The sequence below is a fragment of the Alteromonas sp. ABH4_454 genome, assembly GCF_056311775.1.
Genome location: NZ_CM149972.1, coordinates 1,989,087 through 2,006,814 on the forward strand (window position 1 = coordinate 1,989,087; position 17,728 = coordinate 2,006,814).

Sequence of the window (17,728 nt, forward strand, 5' to 3'; positions counted from 1 at the left end):
CACAGTATTAATAGGGAAAATATGTCAGTTTTTGATCACCCAGAGTTCGATAAACACGAACACGTTGCGTTTTATCACGACGAAAAAGCGGGCCTGAGTGCCATTATTGCTGTACACAACACTAACCTCGGCCCAGCCCTTGGCGGCTGTAGGATGTGGCCCTATGTTAACAGTGGTGAGGCGTTGACCGACGTATTGAGACTATCTAAAGGGATGACATATAAAGCTGCAATGGCAAATTTAGAACTTGGCGGTGGCAAGTCGGTAATAATCGGTGACCCTCGAAAAGCAAAATCGCCGGAAATGATGAAAGCGATGGGTAAATTTGTCGAGTCACTGGGTGGAAAATACTTCACCGCTGAAGACTCGGGGATTTCAGTAACTGATCTACAAACCATGGCAACTGAGTCTGATTACATAGCGGGTGTTAAAGCTCAGTATCACTATGCGGGTGAAGTACCCGATGGAAACCCTGCACCGTCAACGGCATATGGTGTTTTTGTTGGTTTGAAGGCTACCGTAGAGTATGGCTTGAAGCGCAGCTTGGATGGGGTCAGTGTGGCCATTCAAGGAATGGGGCACGTAGGCTATCGTCTTGCTAGGCATTTACATGAACATGGCGCCAAACTTTACGTGGCAGATATTTATCCTGAAGGCGTAGAGAAAGCGGTGGCCGAGTTTGGCGCAACTGCGGTAGCGCCAGAGGAAATTTTAAGTTTAGATGTGGATGTACTTGCACCTTGTGCATTAGGTGCTGCAATAAATGACCAAACGCTACCGGCGATTAAAGCCACAGTGATTGCAGGCGCAGCAAACAACCAGCTTGCTCGCGAAGACATTGGTGAGTTACTTCAACAGCGCGGCATATTGTATGCGCCAGATTATGTGATCAATGCAGGCGGTGTTATTGATATCTTCCATCAGCGTATGGAATCGAGTTCGAACGAAGCATTACGCGCACATATTGAACAAATTGGCGAAACGCTGAAAGAAATTTATACCCGCGCTGAGCAAGAGGGGGCGGCGACTAACCGTGTCGCAAACGTAATTGCTGAAGAGAGATTTTCTATAAAGGGTTGAAAACTCTTGGCCAAATAGTCATAATGCGCCCCGCACTCAGGCAGGGCGAATGACTTTGCTTTGAATGCGATTTTCTATGGTGGGCTTTTGGTCCTCCCGCAATGATACTCTGTGAACCCGGTCAGGCCTGGAAGGGAGCAGCCGCAGCAGACGACTCATGTGCCGGGATGTGGCTGGAGGCCCGCCACCCAAATCACTTATTCTATTTCTTCTATACCTTCTTCCGTATTTTCTTTCTTACTTTTATCTGCTTCGTCTAAATATTTCAGTGCTTTGCTAATCGCGTGCTCAACATTCATTTCCATTTGGTTGCGTTCACTTTGCGGCAGGTAAAATGCCATATCAACTTCGTATCGAATATAACGCGGCGGCACCTGATTGAGCGCAAGACAGCACAAATCTGCCAAATAATCGGGGCTTTTCGTCGTATCAAGACCAAGTTTGCTAATTCTTTCTAAGACCAAGTGCTCGTAATAATTGTGAATATCGTCGTCTAGTTTCACCTTCGTTCCCCTTATAGTTTTTGTAAGCATCGTGCTTTAGCGTTTTGAATAGTATGCAAGCAATACGTTACACAAGTAGCCTTAAGCTTAAAAGAGCCCCAGATCAAGAAAGCCTTTGAGCTTTTAAGAAACCCTTAGCTTAATTAAAACCTCTAGCTCAGATAAAGCCTTTACACTTGTAATGGATACATTCGTTTACGCCCACAGCGATACGACATTATCTTCAGCTATGTCGCCTTATAATGTATAGCTTGTATTCTGGGGATGTCGAGGTGACAGTGTTAGTATTACACGGTTCAAATCAGTAATAAGGCAATAATAAAATGAAGAAAAATATAGAGCCCTGCTACTACGGCGATTACTTGCATTTAGATAAGGTACTAGGCGCGCAAGAATTGCAAAGTGAGAAATACGGCGATGCGGCCCACGAAGAGATGTTGTTCATTATCGTACATCAGGTTTACGAACTTTGGTTTAAACAGGTCCTTCACGAACTCAATGCCGTTATTGATACGTTTAACCAAGAAACGGTGAAAGATCAGCAGTTAACGTTAGTTGTACACAGACTGCAGCGAATCATACAAATTCAAAAACTTATGAACGACCAAATTGCCATCATGGAAACCATGACACCGCAGCAATTTCTGTCGTTTCGAGATTATCTTGTGCCCGCTTCGGGCTTTCAGAGTATCCAATTCAAACGTTTAGAAATCTCTCTCGGCTTAAAACGTGATTTTAGGATCGATTTTGACAAGCAAAGCTTTTATAACCGGCTTACTGACAAGGACCGAGCACTGCTCGAAAGTTTAGAAAGCAAACCAAGCTTGTTTGAATTGGTCGATGATTGGCTTTCTCGCATGCCCCTTTTAAAAACTGAAGGGTTCGATTTTTGGCAATACTATAAAAATGCTGCCGACGAGATGTTGAAAGATGATCATAGCACTATTTCTACTAGTGATATGTTGTCGCAGACAGAAAAGCGTCAGGAGTCTGAAAGACCTAAAAGCCACTAGAGAAAACTTCGATGCCTTGTTTGATGAAACTAGATTTGAAAAACTTCGAGGTGAAGATAAGTTTCGTTTAAGCCATAAGGCCATGCTCTCAGCTTTATTTATTAAGCAATACTCGGAAGAGCCGATATTCAATCTTCCTTTTCAACTTATCATAGCACTTACTGAAGTAGATGAACAATTAACGATATGGCGCTATCGGCATGCAATGATGGTCCAGCGCATGCTAGGTACTAAAATAGGGACGGGCGGCTCTTCTGGTCACCACTATTTAAAGAAAACCACCGAGTCCAATCGTATCTTTCTAGATTTCTTCAACATGGCAACATTTTTATTACCTAAAAGTGCGTTGCCTGAATTGCCTGAAGCGGTGCGTAAATACTTGGGGTTTTATTTACAGCAATGAGCAAACTTAATTCATTAACTTTATCTTATAATTTCTTCAGCATTTTTCTGTTCGTGTAGGGACCAAGTAAAAAGAAGTATCTGGGGTTGTCTAGCCTAATAAATTTGAATTTAAGTTTTTAAGTAAAAATAAAGTGTCCTTTCAATTGTCTTGTGGTTTTAAATTCTGGTACGAAATTTAACCTTCTGAAGGTTAAATAATAACCAGTTTGGGTGGGCGGTATGAAAAATAATCAGAAATAAATTGGGTGCATTTTTTACATTTTATCTAATTGTAATAAAAGGCTTTATTTCGTTTTTGTAGCTATTTTGTTACAACTTTCTTTATGGACTCGAAAAAAAAATTGAACTTTTCAGAACCGTTTATCTGATCCTTATTGACCCTGAATTGAGCTTATGTTTATTATCTTTATGAGGTCCAAACCTTACTAATAATAAATCGTTATAAAGACGATGCTGAAATGCTAAAACGTATTTTCAAGTCCAGGGAGACAATACATGTTTACAAATTCTAAGCTGGCTAAATCAGTCAAGCTAGCGTGCGCGTTTGGTGCTGCGTCCGCTTTTTCATTCTCAGGTGCTGTTAATGCACAAGAAGAGCAAGAAGCTGTTGCTGTTGAAAAAATCGAAGTAACAGGTTCACGCATCAAGCGTAGTGACCTAGAAGGCGCTGCTCCTGTTGTATCTATTACAGCCGCTGATATTAAACTTGAAGGTGACTTTACTGTTGCTGACGCGCTTCGCTCAAGCTCACTGAACTCTTTCGGCTCGTTCTCAGAGCGTTCAGGTAGTTCTGCACAGTCTCAAGCAACTATCAACCTTCGCGGTGCTGGTTCTCGTCGTACGCTAGTACTTCTTAACGGTCGTCGCTTCCCAGGTTCACCTACACTAGGTGGTGCTTCTGCAAACCTTAACGCTATCCCAATGGCTGCGGTTGAGCGTATCGATATCATGACTGAAGGTGCTTCTTCAATCTATGGTTCTGACGCAATGGCTGGTGTTGTAAACATCATTCTTAAAGACAACTTCGAAGGCCTGACTTTCAATATCGGCGCAGGTATGCGTGAGCAGGACGAAGGTACAACTTCTGCTGAGTTCTCAGTAGTTGGTGGTATTTCTAACGACAAAGGTAACGTAACATTCTCGTTCGATCACCAGCGTCGTGAAGGTATTTCTGATGCAGACCGTGACTACACCAAAGCAAAAATTGGTGATTTCGACGGCGACGGCGATATCCAAGCATACACTGCTGATACTGTAGGTTGGTCTTACTTCGGTGCTACTGTATTGTCTCCAGACTTCGCAGAAACTCAAGCTTCACCTCTTTGTGATAGCCTAATCTCTGAGTACGGTGAAGATACATTCCGCCGTGTAGACGCTGATGAAGATTGGGGCGAAGGTTCTGAGTACTGTATGTATGCGTACGCTAACGTATCTTACAACACTGCATCAATTGACCGTAATACACTATATGTAAGTGCTGATTACGAAGTAATGGAAGATGTTGAGTGGTTTGGTCAAGCAATGGTTGTTCAAAACTCATCATTTGGTCGTTACGCTCCACCTGCTGCTGCATGGACTGACATGGATGCTGACAACCCTCACAACCCTTACGGTGTTGACGGTGCATACGGTCTATTCCGCTGGGTTGGTATCGGTACTCGTGACGGTAACGTAGACGACTACAACCAAGACTACACAACTGGTCTTCGCGGCATGCTAGACTGGAACAATGCTGAGTGGGAAGTTTACTACCACTTTAACATGGCTGATAACAAATCAGTTGGTCAGTACTACCTTTCTTACTCAGGCCTTGCATATAACGAACAAAACGGTATCGACCTAGGTTCAGACGAAGGTGTTGCAAACATGAAAGCAACAACCCTTCAAGAGTCTAGCTCACGCTTCCACCAATACTACGCGGGTATCGGTTTCGACATGTTCGAACTACCTGGTGGTATGGTTGCTCACTACTTCGGTGCTGAGTTCTTTGAACAAACTTATGCTGACATCTATGACGGTCAGTCTGAAGCTGGTCTAATCGGTGGTTCTGCAGGTAACTCATCTCAAGGTGACCGTGACGTAACAGCAATCTTCTTCGAATCTGTTCTTCCAGTATCTGATACTGTAGAAGTAAACATTAAAGCGCGTTACGATGACTACTCTGACTTCGGTAGCAAGCTGTCACCAGCAGTGTCTGCTCGTTGGGAAGTTGCTGATGGCCTAGTACTTCGTGGTTCATACTCTGAGTCTTTCCGTGCACCAGGTCTTGACCTTCTAAACGCTGCTCGTACGTTCTCTGCAGAAGATGCGATTGACTATAACAACGGTTCAACTGTTGAGCGTCAGTACGACACTTATTACACAGCTAACGCTGACCTAGATGCTGAAACGTCTGATTACCTAAACTTTGGTGTTGCATATGACGTGAACGATAACGTTAGTGTTAAACTTGACTACTTCAATCTATCGATTGACAACGTAATTCAAGCGAAATCGCTTCAGAATCTACTTTCTGACGAAGCAGCAGGTCTAATCACTGCGGTTTCTGTAGATACAGACACCTCAGACGAGACTTTCTACCTTAAGCGTGCAGCATCTGGTGTTCTAGTTGAAGCTGGTACTTCATACTTCAACGGTGCAGGTTTTGAAATTGAAGGTATCGATTTCACCCTTAATGCGAACCTAGAAACTGAATTTGGTAACTTCCGCTTCCAGAATGTTAACTCTTTTGTACTTTCTTACGATCAGGAAGTTGGTGGCATCGTTCAGGATATTGCTGGTTGGTCTGGTAGCCCAGACTTTAAGTCAGTTGCAACTGCAGTTTGGAGCTTTGAAGAGCATACGCTTGCTTGGAACATGACTTACACAGACAGCACGTCTGAATTCCAGACAGCGCCTGTAGATGCGGACGGCGAAACTATCGTAGGTCCATACGACATCAACGGTAAGCTTGATAGCTGGTTAATCCATAACGTAACTTACACGTTCGATATGGCTGACTACGGTTCAATCACGCTAGCTGTTAACAACGTAACTGATGAAGATCCAGTATTCTCATCAAGCGGTACATGGGATAACCAAGACCTGTACAACAACTTTGGTCGTGACTACCGTCTTAACTACCAAGTTAGCTTCTAAGCATAGAATCTAGTTTAAAAAAGGCCGAGCAATCGGCCTTTTTTTATTTTGGTGGAAGAAAATTAGCTTTATCCTGTCTTTAATATGATTAAAGAGTACTTCTCATGAGTAGTTATTGGAGTGAATACTGGCAGCAAGGTCACGTTAACTCGTTTGCCGATTCAACAAGTCGAAATTATGAAGGCGAGCTTGCTGAACAATGGCTGAGGTTTTTTGATGAGACAAACGTTCAAGGTGGTAGAGTCGTAGACCTTGCAACAGGCAATGGCGCGCTTATCGATCTTGCCGTAAATATAGGTAATTTCCGCGAATCCAACTATGTAGGTGTTGACTACGCGACCTTAAAAATAGGCGATAGTCTTAAACACCCTAATGTCACCTTCCTGCAAGAACAAAATATTGAGTCGCTCCCATTTTCAGATAATGAAGTGACAGCTGTCGTTTCCCAGTTTGGTATCGAATACAGCAATTTGGATCTTACATTAAATGAGGTAAGTCGGGTATTACGGCCGGGTGGGAAATTAAGAGTAGTGGTTCACCGAAAAGAAAGTGCTATTGTTGCGCCAAATTTTCAAATTCTTAAAGTTATACAAACACTTCAAGAAAAGGGTAGCCCTTTAGAGGCACTAAAGCGATTAGTGGCTGCGTTAAACGAATCTTCTAAGCCAAGTGAGGATAAAGAAGCTATTCGGTTGGAGTTAAATGAAAAAGTGGGAAAACTCGTCAGTGAATATAAACAAGCATTGTACGATACAAATTTCCCGAAGCTTTTAAAGACGGTTTTAAATCCGAAAGTTTCAATTGCACAAAAAGAGAAGATTTTTGTCGAGTACGATAAAGAATTAGCATCTCATGGTGTAAGATTATCGGATTTAATCGACGCTGCGAGCGATTCCGAAGAAATTACGTTACTCAAAAGTAAATTAATGTGTAACGATTTTGTTGATATAAGTGTTTCAGACATATCCGATAAAAGAGGTTTAATAGGCACAGTTATTAGTGCTATAAAAAGACAGTAACTTGTTGTATTTTTAACCGCTAGCTGTGCATGTTAATGTGTATTATGTCCTTCAGGTTAATTTATTAACAAACAGATTGCATAAAAGGTGATTAATTGGACGCTGAGTGAACAATTAATCTCCACTTCTCGGCTGCAAGTACTTTGCTAGCTTGACTCTACCGAGCAATCCATGTGAATATAACACGTTCGTAGTACTGACTATTAATGTCAGAGCTACATTCCTGAAACAAAATTGTGAAAGTTTTATACGCCCCTTGCCCGAATATTTTCCTTATCGGCGAGGATTCAAATAAGAAATTTGGTTGGGAACTATGTCCAAAATGAGCAAGAGAACTCTTATTGCTTCTACTGTTATGGGTGCTTTCGCACTAACAGGTAGTGCAGTCTCTGCAGATACGCTTGAAGATCTTCATAAAGAAGAAGCGAAAATCCACGCGGCTGCAGCGAAATCTCAAGAAAAAATCAACACGTTGTTTGAACAGTCTCAAGAACTACTTGTTGAGTATCGTCAAACAGTAGATGAGACAGAAAACCTTAAAATCTACAACGATTACATCGCTAGCCTTGTTGCAGACCAGCAGCGTGGAATCGACTCTCTACAGCGTCAAATCGACAGCATCGAACAAACTAAGCAGGGCATCGTTCCTCTTATGTTCCGTATGATTGACAGCTTAGAGCAGTTCATCAAGCTAGACCGTCCAATTCGTTTGGAAGAGCGTCTGCAGCGCGTTGAGCGTCTTCGTGACCTAATGGCTAACTCTAACGTTACTGTTTCTGAGCAGTTCCGTCAGGTACTAGAAGCTTACCTAGTAGAAGTTGAGTACGGCACTAAGATCAATTCTTACCAAGGTACTATCGATGATGCGGGTACTGAAGTAACTGTTGACTTCTTTAACCTAGGTCGTACAGCTTTACTAGCTCTTTCTCTTGACCAAACGCACGCATGGGTTTGGAACAATGAAAGCCGCACTTGGGAGAAGCTAGGTGATGAGTACCTTTCTTCAACTATTGACGCAGTAAAAATGGCTAACGGCACCATTCCTGCGGCTCTTGTTAAACTACCAATTAGCGCAGCGGAGTAATTGTTAATGAAACCAGTATTCAAATCTCTTTTAGCCGCTGCGACAGTTGCAGTTGCGGCAACCGGAGCGCAAGCTCAGGAAGCAAAGAGCCTGAAAGATCTTTTAGACCAGGTTCAACAGAACCGTGTTTCTGAAGCTCGTCTAGACAAAAAGCGTGAAGCTGAGTTCCAATCAGCACGTGCTGATAAGCAAGCGCTTCTACGCAAAGCTCAAGCAAACCTTAAAGCTGAGCAAGACCGTGGCGATCGTCTACAGAAGCAATTCTCAGACAACGAAGTAGCACTAAACGAAAAAGCCGCTGAGCTTGACCAAGCTACTGGTACACTTGGCGAAATGTTTGGTGTGGTACGTCAAGCATCTTCTGAAGCTTACGGTCGTATCTCTACATCAATCGTTAGTGCACAGTTCCCTGGCCGCAGCCAGTTCCTAGCGGAAATGTCAGAAGACTCTAAAGGTCTTCCTAACATTAAAGAACTAGAAGACCTATGGTTCGCACTTCAAAAAGAAATGACTGAAGGTGGTGAAGTTGTTAAGTTTACTACTGAAGTAGTTAACCTAGACGGCGGTTCTTCACAGCAAGAAGTTGTTCGTATCGGTACTTTCAACCTTGTTGGTGAAGATGGTTACTTAGCATACGACGCCGAGTCTGAAGTTGTTCAGCCTCTAGGTCGTCAACCAGACGGTCATTTCGTAGCGTCTGCTGAAGATCTAATCGACGCGACTTCAGGTTTCACACCTTTCTACGCTGACCCTTCTCAAGGCGGTATCCTTGGTCTATTGAAGCAAAAAGCGACAATGTCTGAGCGTTATCACGCGGGTGGTCCAGTAGGTTACACAATTACGCTAATGCTAGCTGTTGGTCTACTAATTGGTCTTTATAAGATGATCACGCTTACCATCACTGGTGGTAAAATGCGTTCACAGCTTAAAAACGTGAACAGCCCATCTGAAGGTAACCCTCTAGGTCGTATTCTTAAAGTTTACCAAGAGAACAAAACTGCTGATGCAGAAAACCTTGAACTTAAACTTGATGAAGCGATTCTTCGCGAGCTTCCTAAAATTGAAAGCGGCATCAACGTAATCAAGATTTTCGCAGCGATTGCTCCTCTACTAGGTCTACTAGGTACAGTACTAGGTATGATCGAGACGTTCCAAACTATCACACTATTCGGTACTGGTGACCCACGTATGATGGCAGGAAGTATCTCAATGGCTCTTGTAACTACTGCTCAAGGTATTATCGCGGCTCTGCCTCTAATCCTTACTCACAGCATCGTAGCTTCTCGTAGCAAGTCAATCATCCACATTCTTGATGAGCAAACTGCGGGTATCGTAGCTGCTCACTCAGAGTCGGAGAAAGCGTAATATGAATTACCTGATTGGATTATTCGAATCGGTCAGGGACTTTATCGCTACCGGCGGTGACGTACTTTACTTCGTTGCTGCCGCGCTCTTTCTCATGTGGGTTTTAATGATTGAGCGTTACTGGTATTTAACCTCGGTCTTCCCAAAGGTGAAGAAAAACATCATCGCGAATTGGGATGCCCGAGCAGATACCACATCATGGTATGCGCATAGAATCCGTGACGCGTGGATTTCTCAAGCGTCAGACGATCTAAACGCTAGAATGCTGATTATCAGAACCATTATTGCAATGTGTCCACTAATCGGTCTACTTGGAACAGTAACCGGTATGATCAGTGTTTTCGAGACAATGGCAACACAGGGCACCAGCAACGCACGTCTAATGGCGGCTGGTATCTCTATGGCGACTATCCCGACAATGGCGGGAATGGTAGCCGCGCTATCTGGACTGTTCATCAGTTCGCGTCTTGAAGCGAAAGTGAAGCTGGCAAGAGAAGGGCTAGTTGATAGCCTGCCACATCATTAGAGAGAGAGATTATGGCTCGAAAAGTCAGAACCGAGGAAGAAGATGCACAGATCGACATGACGCCCATGTTGGATATCGTGTTTATCATGCTGATCTTCTTTATCGTTACCACTGTTTTCGTTAAAGAAGCAGGGATCGAAGTCAACAAGCCAGATGCGAGCCAGGCGATTCTTCACAAAAATGCAAACATTTTCATCGCCGTAACTGAAGACGGAAATGTATGGCTAGATAAGCGTGAAGTAGCGCCGGACAGCGTAAGAGCGAATATTGAAAGACTGCTTACCGAGCAGCCAACTGACTACGTAATCATTCAAGCTGACGTTAAAGCAAAGCATGGTTTAGTAGTTGAGATTATGGATCAGGTTAAAGCCGCTGGCGTTAACCGAGTCTCGGTAGCGGCAAGGGGATAAGATGTTACGTATAATTGTATCTATACTTTTAGGTGCTGGTGTTGCATTTGCCCTTTTCGTTCTAATGGCTAAGTTGATTGAAAACTCATCTAGACCAGCAGACGAAGTTCCGCCTGCACCGGTTATCGATATTGTAATGCAGGAACCAGACGACCAGACGCAAACGCGTACTCGTGTTCCACCACCACCACCGCCTCCGCCTCCACAGCCTCCTAAAATGGAGCAAGTAGAGCCGGAAACAGCGGAACCTGATGCAGATGGCTTTAGCTTAGCTATTCCAGCTATCGACACAGGTGGTGTTGGTGTAAACATCGGTGGTGTTGGTGCAATGCAACGTGACGGTGAAGCTACACCTATCGTTCGTATCGACCCGAAATATCCACCTGATGCAGCCCGTGATGGCCGTGAAGGTTGGGTAAGACTGTCTTTCACTATCAACGAAGTTGGTGGTGTTGAAGATATCGAAGTTATCGAAGCTGAACCTAAGCGCGTATTCGACCGTGAAGCACGTCGTGCTCTACGTAAGTGGAAATACAAGCCTAAGATCGTTGATGGCAAGCCAGTTAGACAGACAGGCATGTTCGTACAGCTAGACTTTAAACTGGAGCAATGATCATGATGAAACGTACATTCAAAATGTCAGCCGTTGCTTTAGTGCTAGGCGCAGGTGCGGTGCTTTCAGCACCCGCTGCTCTAGCGCAGTCGGCACCTGTTGTTTGCCCTGGATATGAAAAGGGCAAAACAACGCTAGTAGGTGAGCGTACCGGTAAGAAAGTTCAAAAAGCTTTTGAATTCTATAATGAAGACCAGCTTACCGAAGCGTTAAATGTACTTTATGAAATCGACCCTTCAGACGATTTTGATAAAGCTTACGTTAAACGTTTCATCGGTAACTTATTGGCTTCACAAGAAGGTCAGGGCGTTAAGGCGTTAAACTATTTGGTCGACTCTGTTGAGCCAAAAGTACTTAACGACACAGAGCACTCTCAAACACTTAAACTGATAGGTGATTTGAGCATGCAGGAAGAGAAGTACACTGATGCCATCAAATGGTATAACAAGTGGATGGAATTTACCTGTAAGGAAGATGCTGATGTGTACACTCGCCTAGCGCAAGCTTATTTTGAGTCTAAGCAGTTAGCTAAAATGATTGAGCCAGCAGACAAGGCAATTGCTTTGTATGAAGAGCCAAACAAGAACCCTTATGTTCTTAAGCTAACTTCTTACTACGAGCGTAAGATGTACCCTGAAACGGTTTCTGTAGCGGAAGATCTTGTTAGTACTTTCCCTCAGGAAAAGACTTGGTGGTCGCGTCTTGGCTTTTTCTATATCTTGGTTGAAGACTACAAAAAGGGTCTTTCAACGCTAGAACTTGCATACATGCAGGGTTATCTAGAAAAAGATTCAGAAATCAAAACGCTTGCTCAGCTTTATCAAAGTAACGGTATGCCTTATAAGGCTGCTAAGCTTCTTGAAAAGCACATGAAAGAAGGCTTGTTGAAGAACGATGCTGATATGATTGCAAACATTGCTAATGCATATCATCAGGCTAAAAACTTTAAAACAGCGGCAAACTTGTATGCACAAGCTGCGGCTAAGAGTTCAGACCCTGAGCATTATCGTAAACAAGGTACGCTTTTACTTGTAGCAGAAGACTATAAAGGCGCTATCAAAGCACTAGAGAATGCTCTAGAGCGTGGCGCTGAAAACCCTGAGAAGATTCACTTCACACTTATGGAAGCGAATTTCTACGCGGGCAACTTTAGATCTGCATACAAGCATGTACAAGAAGCTAAGAAAGATCGCTCGCTACGCCGTAACGCGGCAGCGTGGGAACCTTACATCAAGGAAAAAGCTAAAAACCGCGGTATTAATATCTAATATTCGGATTTAGCCAAAAGCCTCCCTCGGGAGGCTTTTTTTTGCCTAGTAATTTGTAGTGTTTAAAAGATAAGTAAGACGAGAGTTAAGGTAAAAGGCTACAGGATAGTAAAAAACACGCCTGTAAAAACTAATAGTTAGGCCTAGTGTTTTTACTTTAAATGTTCAAAAGCAGGGCGCAACTCAGTTCTTATTAATGAGGTAGCTTCTTTCAACCCATTTACGTTAATGCCATTATTTATAAAAACACCCTCGATTCGCTTTATATCTATGAACGAATTGCTGAATAGGGTTGTTAGGTAGCTTTTTGCATTTACCACCTCTATCAGTAGGTCTAACTTTTCCTGCGTATCCCCAGTTATTCTAGGCATATTGCGGCAATCTCGGGCATTACTTTGCGCTTTAAACAGAGCGTCAGATTGCGCTTCTTTCGACAACTTATGCAAAATTGGCCAAACATCTTCTAACGTTCTTGTACCCTGAATAAAATGACTCAGCTTTGCTATATAGATTTCGGTCACGGTTTTGGAAAGTTCATGCACATTGGCGGCGTCAAAACTTGCTTTTAATGACATAAGGTTAGCTACAAGTTCAGTTGTTTTAGGGGAAAGGGGCAGCACAGCTAACGCGCTCGTCTCACCACTGGCCTTGTTAGGCTTTCGGCCATAATCAACTATGTCAAAACCATTTTGAGTCCAAAAGTTATCTAGCTTCAATGTGGTCCCGTAGGACGTGCAAGTTGCATCTATGGACTGTTCACGGGCTGCGTTAACGACTTTATTAACTACATAACTACCTAAGCCTCTCCCCTGAAGTTTCGGATGTACAGCAATACGGTTAATTCTCCAATAATTATACGTGGCAGCTTTAGGAGTACTAGAAAGCAGGGTAAGCCTTTGCGCGGCTAAATGGCCTTTAGGACGGCGCTGTCCCGAAGCAATACCGGTTGATACATGGGTTAATCTAGTCCCACCTTCAATATTTATAATCGCGGCTGCTAACACAAGTGTGCCCAACTTCAGTGTGGCAACCATTACGTCAGGACTATCCAGTAAACGCATAAAATCGTCTGGCGTGGTTTGGTAGTGCGCCAGTGCAAGCAGGGACATAATTTGCTGAAGCGTGCTTTCGTTTAAGTTTTCAAAAGAACTTATACAGAATTTGCATCTCTCTATTAATTCAAGGCTGTCTTCTGACTCAATACCTGTGATGTTATCGTCGGCAGAGCTGCCCTCAAATAAACATGCGCTGTCAAAGAATGCTTCAACAGGATCGTTCTCAAACCATCGCAGGGGGGTCGACAGGGTTAAATGAATGCTGTCGTTAGGCAAGTTAGGAAGGAGTTTATGAATAAACCCGTTTCCTGAACCCTCATAGCCTTGCAGCGTGGTGCTAAAAATCCACTGAGGGTTTGCTGCTATTATTCGGTTTACGACTGGCAGGGGCATTGAGGCGGCTTCATCAACCACAACAAGGTCATACGCTGTATGGTTTTTGTTGTATAGCAGTTCGCTGTCAGGCGGTACCCATTTTACAGAGCCTAGGAACCTTCTTCCGTTTTCAACCGCTTGGTGCTCTTGATTCACATAGTCGGGTTGATAAAACGGACTGCCTGTTTTCTTGCTGTCATCAAAGTGGTGAAGATGAGACATTACGTTAGCAACGTTTTCACGCTGCTCGCTGGTAAGTAACACGTTTTTACCCTTCCTCACTAAGCTGTCAATAAATATACCTAACAAAGAAGATTTACCTCTCCCCCTCGGAGCAGTGATCAAGGCGTTCAACTTATTTAACGAGTAAGACTGGTACAAACGGCCGTATGCGCTTTCTTGTTCTTTGGAACGAAATAGCGAACCTCTATAGGCATTATCTAAGGAAAGCTTCTCTACTCGATAGGTTGCTAAATCCGGTAGTCTAGCTGTGGATTCAGTAAGTATTGCTATTCCAGTTTCGGCATGCAGGCAGTCAATAAAGCGTGCCAGGTATCGGCTATGGGCGAGTGTAAAGCCTTCTGAAAGAAAAGAAACTGAAGCATTGCTGCTCCAATGTTTCAACTCAGGACAGATAAGTATTAAACACCCGTGGTGTTTTACTATGCCTGCCACTGCCATTGCATCACCAGGCTTAAAAGAATCCCTACAATCCAATGTCGCAATATCGTACTCGCTGCCAAGCACTTTTTTCCGTCTCTTTCCTTTTAGCTCTGCACTAGTAAAGGTCGCTACGCTCAAAGTGGAAGTGTCATCAGCTAAAGTTTGAATAATGGATAGTGCGGCTTCACAGAGCGTATCATGACCAGAAATTACCAGCATTCTTCGGTGAAGTGGGTAAGTTACGTCTGATAAGAGTGAGCTGTTTTCGCAGCCATTGTCGCAGCTTTTTTTACTATAGGGGGCAAGAAGCCATTCGCGTAATTGATTTAGCGCCATGAATCAGTTTTTTCGGTATAATCTAACGCTATAGTAGCGATTTATTGTGAGGAATTCGAATGCGCTTTCTTTCTCGACGTTTAGTTATGCCAAATGATCTTAATTACGCCAATTCTTTATTCGGTGGCCGCGCGTTAGAATGGATAGACGAAGAGGCTGCCATTTGGGCAATCTGTCAGTTAGAGACCAATTGTTTAGTGACTAAGCATATTGGCGAAATTAGTTTTGAATCACCAGCGATGCAAGGTGATATTGTAGAGTTTGGTCTGGAAACCAAAGCCGTAGGCCGGTCATCTATTACCGTAAGTTGTCTAGTGCGCAACAAGGCCACTAAGAAAACTATCTGCTTTGCAGATGACATTGTATTCGTAAAGGTTGACCCAGATACTCGCCAACCAACGGCTCACGGCAAAACGCTAGAAGGGTTAAAAGCACAGACTGACGATGAAGTACGTCGTCTTAATATGAATATTGACACTGAATAGCCTCGGGCTTTCAATACCTTATATCATATAAAAATTATAACCTTAGCTTGATGTCTTATCTGCTTGACGGCGTGTATCTAACTGGTAGACTCCGTCGCATACGTTGAGGTTGCTATTTGCGTAGCCCAACACTATACCAAGGGGTGTCCGTTTACGGTCTGAGATCCACACACGTGGGAACCCTTACACCTGATCCGGATAATACCGGCGTAGGGATGGTTCACAGCATAGCCTTATCACCTGCCGTTAGACCCGGATCTTTTTTCTTAAATAAGAACAAGAGATCCCATGTATAAAACACTTTTCACACTATCATTGCTAGCAAGTTCTGTTGCTGCCTTTGCGCAAGAATCTGCAGCAAACAACACGTCAAAAAACACGCCTTCTGATATTGAACGAGTCGTCGTATCTGGTGACTTTCGACAAACTACACTTGACCAGCTAAGTGCTAGCGCGACGATTTTAGATCAAGAGCGTCTTCGCAGCAGGCAGCCAAGTCACATCGACAGTGTGTTAAACAGTATTCCAAACGTTAATTTTGCAGCGGGTGCTTCTCGTGGTCGCTTTGTGCAAATTCGAGGTATTGGTGAGCGTAGCCAGTTCGCTGAACCAATCAACCCTTCCGTAAGCTTTATTGTCGATGAATTTGATTTTTCAGGCCTTGCTGCAGCAGGTATCATTTTTGATACAAAGCAACTAGAAGTCTATCGCGGACCTCAGGCTACGCTTTACGGCACAGGCGCACTCGCTGGTGCGGTTAAGCTTTCTAGTAATAACGTAGGTAGCGACGCGCCAGACTACGTAGAAGCCCGTATTGGTAACAAAGAGAGCTACCGTATTGAAGGGGCAACGGGCGACGATATCAATTCCGATTGGGGATATCGCGTTGCACTTGTGCATAACCGTAGCGATGGCTTTGTAGAAAACACCTTTCTAGATAGAAGCGACACTAACAATATCGATGAGAGCGCATTGCGCTTTGCCGTTGAAGGCAGCGTAGACGAACGAACCACGCTTGCACTTACCTACCGCTGGTATGATATTGACAACGGCTACGATGCATTTTCGCTCGATAACGATAACAAAACACTGTCTGATGAGCCAGGCTTTGACGAACACCAAACGCATGCAGTAAGCGCACGTTCAACAACCAGTACAGCCGCGGGCGACTTCATACTTATTGCCACTCATGCTTCTCATAATATTGCTTATGGCTACGATGAAGACTGGACATTCACTGATTTTCACCCTTGGGGTTATACGTCTTTTGATGCGTACTACCGAGATGTCGAAACCCAAACCGGTGAGTTGCGTTTTGTGTCATCAGACAGTGCTGCGCTTTTCGATGGAATGACAGATTGGACGGTAGGCGTATTTTATAAAAACACAGAAGAAAAATTACTGCGTCAGTACACATACCTTGATAGTGACTTTGCCAGTGAATATACCCCAACGACTACTGCTATCTATGCTCAGACGGAAAGCCGTTTGAAGGACAACTTAGTGCTTGTAGCCGGAATGAGAGTAGAAAACTATGACTTCGATTACGCTGATAACAACCAACTTACACGCGCGTTTGACACCACCATGGTTGGCGGAAAAGTAGCGCTTCAGTATACGCAGGGTGATCACTTCTACTACGGCAGCATTTCACGCGGTTTTAAAGGCGCAGGCTTTAATCCCGACAGCCGAGTAAACGATAATCAACGTTTCTTTGATGAAGAATACAACTGGAACTATGAAGTGGGTGTAAAAGGCCCGCTGCTTACGCCTGCTCTTGTTGCTCGCGCTGCAATTTTCTACATGGATAGAACAGATACGCAGGTAAGTGATTTTGACGTTATCACTCGCGATGACGGCACGGCAGGTTTTGTAGATATTATCGATAATGCTGATTTGGGTACAAACAAAGGGGCCGAGCTAGAACTGAGTTGGTTTGCAAGCGATGCATGGCAGTTAGATGCAAGCGTTGGTTACCTAAGCGCTACATTTGAAGGATATACACTAGCAGACGGTACTGAAGTATCTGAGCAAAGACAGGCTCAGTCACCAAAGTGGACCGCAAACATTTACAGTGAGTACGCACTTACAGACACCATGCTATGGCGCGTAGATATAGACTATAAAAGCGAATACCGTTTTTCTGACGGCCATGATGTAACCGCGCCAAGCACAACACTGGTTAATTCTGAAATTGTTGTGTTGCACGGTGATTGGCAGACCTCACTGTGGGTTCAAAATGCATTTGACCGCGAGTATTACACTCGAGGGTTTGGTGGTTTCAGCAATGACCCTCGCGATGAGTATGCGTTTAATGAACCATATTACCAAATAGGTAACAGCCGCCAGTTTGGTATCACTGTTAAATACGCGTTTTAAAATAAAAGGAA

The 17,728-nt window shown here is 43.8% G+C and carries 13 protein-coding genes, 1 other RNA gene, 1 pseudogene and 1 riboswitch; of the genes and pseudogenes, 13 read left to right on the forward strand and 2 right to left on the reverse strand.

Annotated features, from left to right (window positions below; genetic code table 11):
* Positions 1 to 21 precede the first annotated feature (21 nt).
* Together ACYX4W_RS08665 and ffs are read left to right on the forward strand one after the other, a co-directional pair.
* A complete protein-coding gene (locus ACYX4W_RS08665) occupies positions 22 to 1,080 on the forward strand; it encodes a Glu/Leu/Phe/Val dehydrogenase dimerization domain-containing protein (protein ID WP_476075288.1) in 1,059 nt (352 codons plus the stop codon).
* Between the two features lie 85 nt (positions 1,081 to 1,165).
* An RNA gene (gene ffs / locus ACYX4W_RS08670) (signal recognition particle sRNA small type) lies at positions 1,166 to 1,262 on the forward strand.
* A 15-nt stretch (positions 1,263 to 1,277) separates the two neighbouring features.
* On the opposite strand, the gene ACYX4W_RS08675 is transcribed toward ffs, so the two are convergent.
* Positions 1,278 to 1,583, reverse strand: coding sequence for a late competence development ComFB family protein (locus tag ACYX4W_RS08675; protein WP_476075289.1), 306 nt, complete (start codon positions 1,581 to 1,583; stop codon positions 1,278 to 1,280).
* 323 nt (positions 1,584 to 1,906) lie between these two features.
* On the opposite strand from ACYX4W_RS08675, the pseudogene ACYX4W_RS08680 reads away from it, so the two are divergent.
* The 9 genes and pseudogenes from ACYX4W_RS08680 (at position 1,907) to ACYX4W_RS08720 (ending at position 12,424) form a co-directional block, all read left to right on the forward strand.
* Positions 1,907 to 2,999: pseudogene (locus tag ACYX4W_RS08680) on the forward strand (tryptophan 2,3-dioxygenase family protein).
* A gap of 497 nt (positions 3,000 to 3,496) precedes the next feature.
* The gene (locus ACYX4W_RS08685; RefSeq protein ID WP_476075290.1) at positions 3,497 to 6,139 is read left to right on the forward strand and encodes a TonB-dependent receptor domain-containing protein; all 2,643 of its coding nucleotides are present in this window, start codon (positions 3,497 to 3,499) and stop codon (positions 6,137 to 6,139) included.
* Positions 6,140 to 6,243: 104 nt separating this feature from the next.
* On the forward strand, positions 6,244 to 7,158 hold the full coding sequence (locus ACYX4W_RS08690; RefSeq protein ID WP_476075291.1) for a class I SAM-dependent methyltransferase: 915 nt from the start codon (positions 6,244 to 6,246) through the stop codon (positions 7,156 to 7,158).
* 322 nt (positions 7,159 to 7,480) lie between these two features.
* Complete coding sequence (locus tag ACYX4W_RS08695; RefSeq protein ID WP_118489934.1) at positions 7,481 to 8,242, forward strand: DUF3450 domain-containing protein; 762 nt, start codon at positions 7,481 to 7,483, stop codon at positions 8,240 to 8,242.
* Between the two features lie 6 nt (positions 8,243 to 8,248).
* On the forward strand, positions 8,249 to 9,607 hold the full coding sequence (locus tag ACYX4W_RS08700) for a MotA/TolQ/ExbB proton channel family protein (protein ID WP_474808117.1): 1,359 nt from the start codon (positions 8,249 to 8,251) through the stop codon (positions 9,605 to 9,607).
* Position 9,608: 1 nt separating this feature from the next.
* Positions 9,609 to 10,133 carry a MotA/TolQ/ExbB proton channel family protein gene (locus ACYX4W_RS08705; protein ID WP_012517736.1) on the forward strand — a complete coding sequence of 175 codons (525 nt, stop codon included), beginning with the start codon at positions 9,609 to 9,611 and terminating at the stop codon, positions 10,131 to 10,133.
* Positions 10,134 to 10,144: 11 nt separating this feature from the next.
* Positions 10,145 to 10,543, forward strand: a complete 399-nt coding sequence (locus tag ACYX4W_RS08710; RefSeq protein WP_012517737.1) for an ExbD/TolR family protein — start codon at positions 10,145 to 10,147, stop codon at positions 10,541 to 10,543.
* A gap of 1 nt (position 10,544) precedes the next feature.
* Entirely contained in the window at positions 10,545 to 11,156 is a 612-nt protein-coding gene (locus tag ACYX4W_RS08715; RefSeq protein ID WP_474808114.1) for an energy transducer TonB, read from the forward strand.
* A 2-nt stretch (positions 11,157 to 11,158) separates the two neighbouring features.
* A complete protein-coding gene (locus ACYX4W_RS08720; RefSeq protein WP_474854126.1) occupies positions 11,159 to 12,424 on the forward strand; it encodes a tetratricopeptide repeat protein in 1,266 nt (421 codons plus the stop codon).
* Between the two features lie 152 nt (positions 12,425 to 12,576).
* On the opposite strand, the gene ACYX4W_RS08725 is transcribed toward ACYX4W_RS08720, so the two are convergent.
* The gene (locus tag ACYX4W_RS08725; protein ID WP_476075292.1) at positions 12,577 to 14,853 is read right to left on the reverse strand and encodes a GNAT family N-acetyltransferase; all 2,277 of its coding nucleotides are present in this window, start codon (positions 14,851 to 14,853) and stop codon (positions 12,577 to 12,579) included.
* A gap of 59 nt (positions 14,854 to 14,912) precedes the next feature.
* Here ACYX4W_RS08725 and ACYX4W_RS08730 point away from each other — a divergent pair, with 59 nt between their 5' ends.
* Entirely contained in the window at positions 14,913 to 15,338 is a 426-nt protein-coding gene (locus ACYX4W_RS08730; RefSeq protein WP_474854129.1) for an acyl-CoA thioesterase, read from the forward strand.
* Positions 15,339 to 15,467: 129 nt separating this feature from the next.
* Positions 15,468 to 15,571, forward strand: a riboswitch (TPP riboswitch).
* A gap of 55 nt (positions 15,572 to 15,626) precedes the next feature.
* On the forward strand, positions 15,627 to 17,717 hold the full coding sequence (locus ACYX4W_RS08735) for a TonB-dependent receptor (protein WP_476075293.1): 2,091 nt from the start codon (positions 15,627 to 15,629) through the stop codon (positions 17,715 to 17,717).
* Positions 17,718 to 17,728 lie beyond the last annotated feature (11 nt).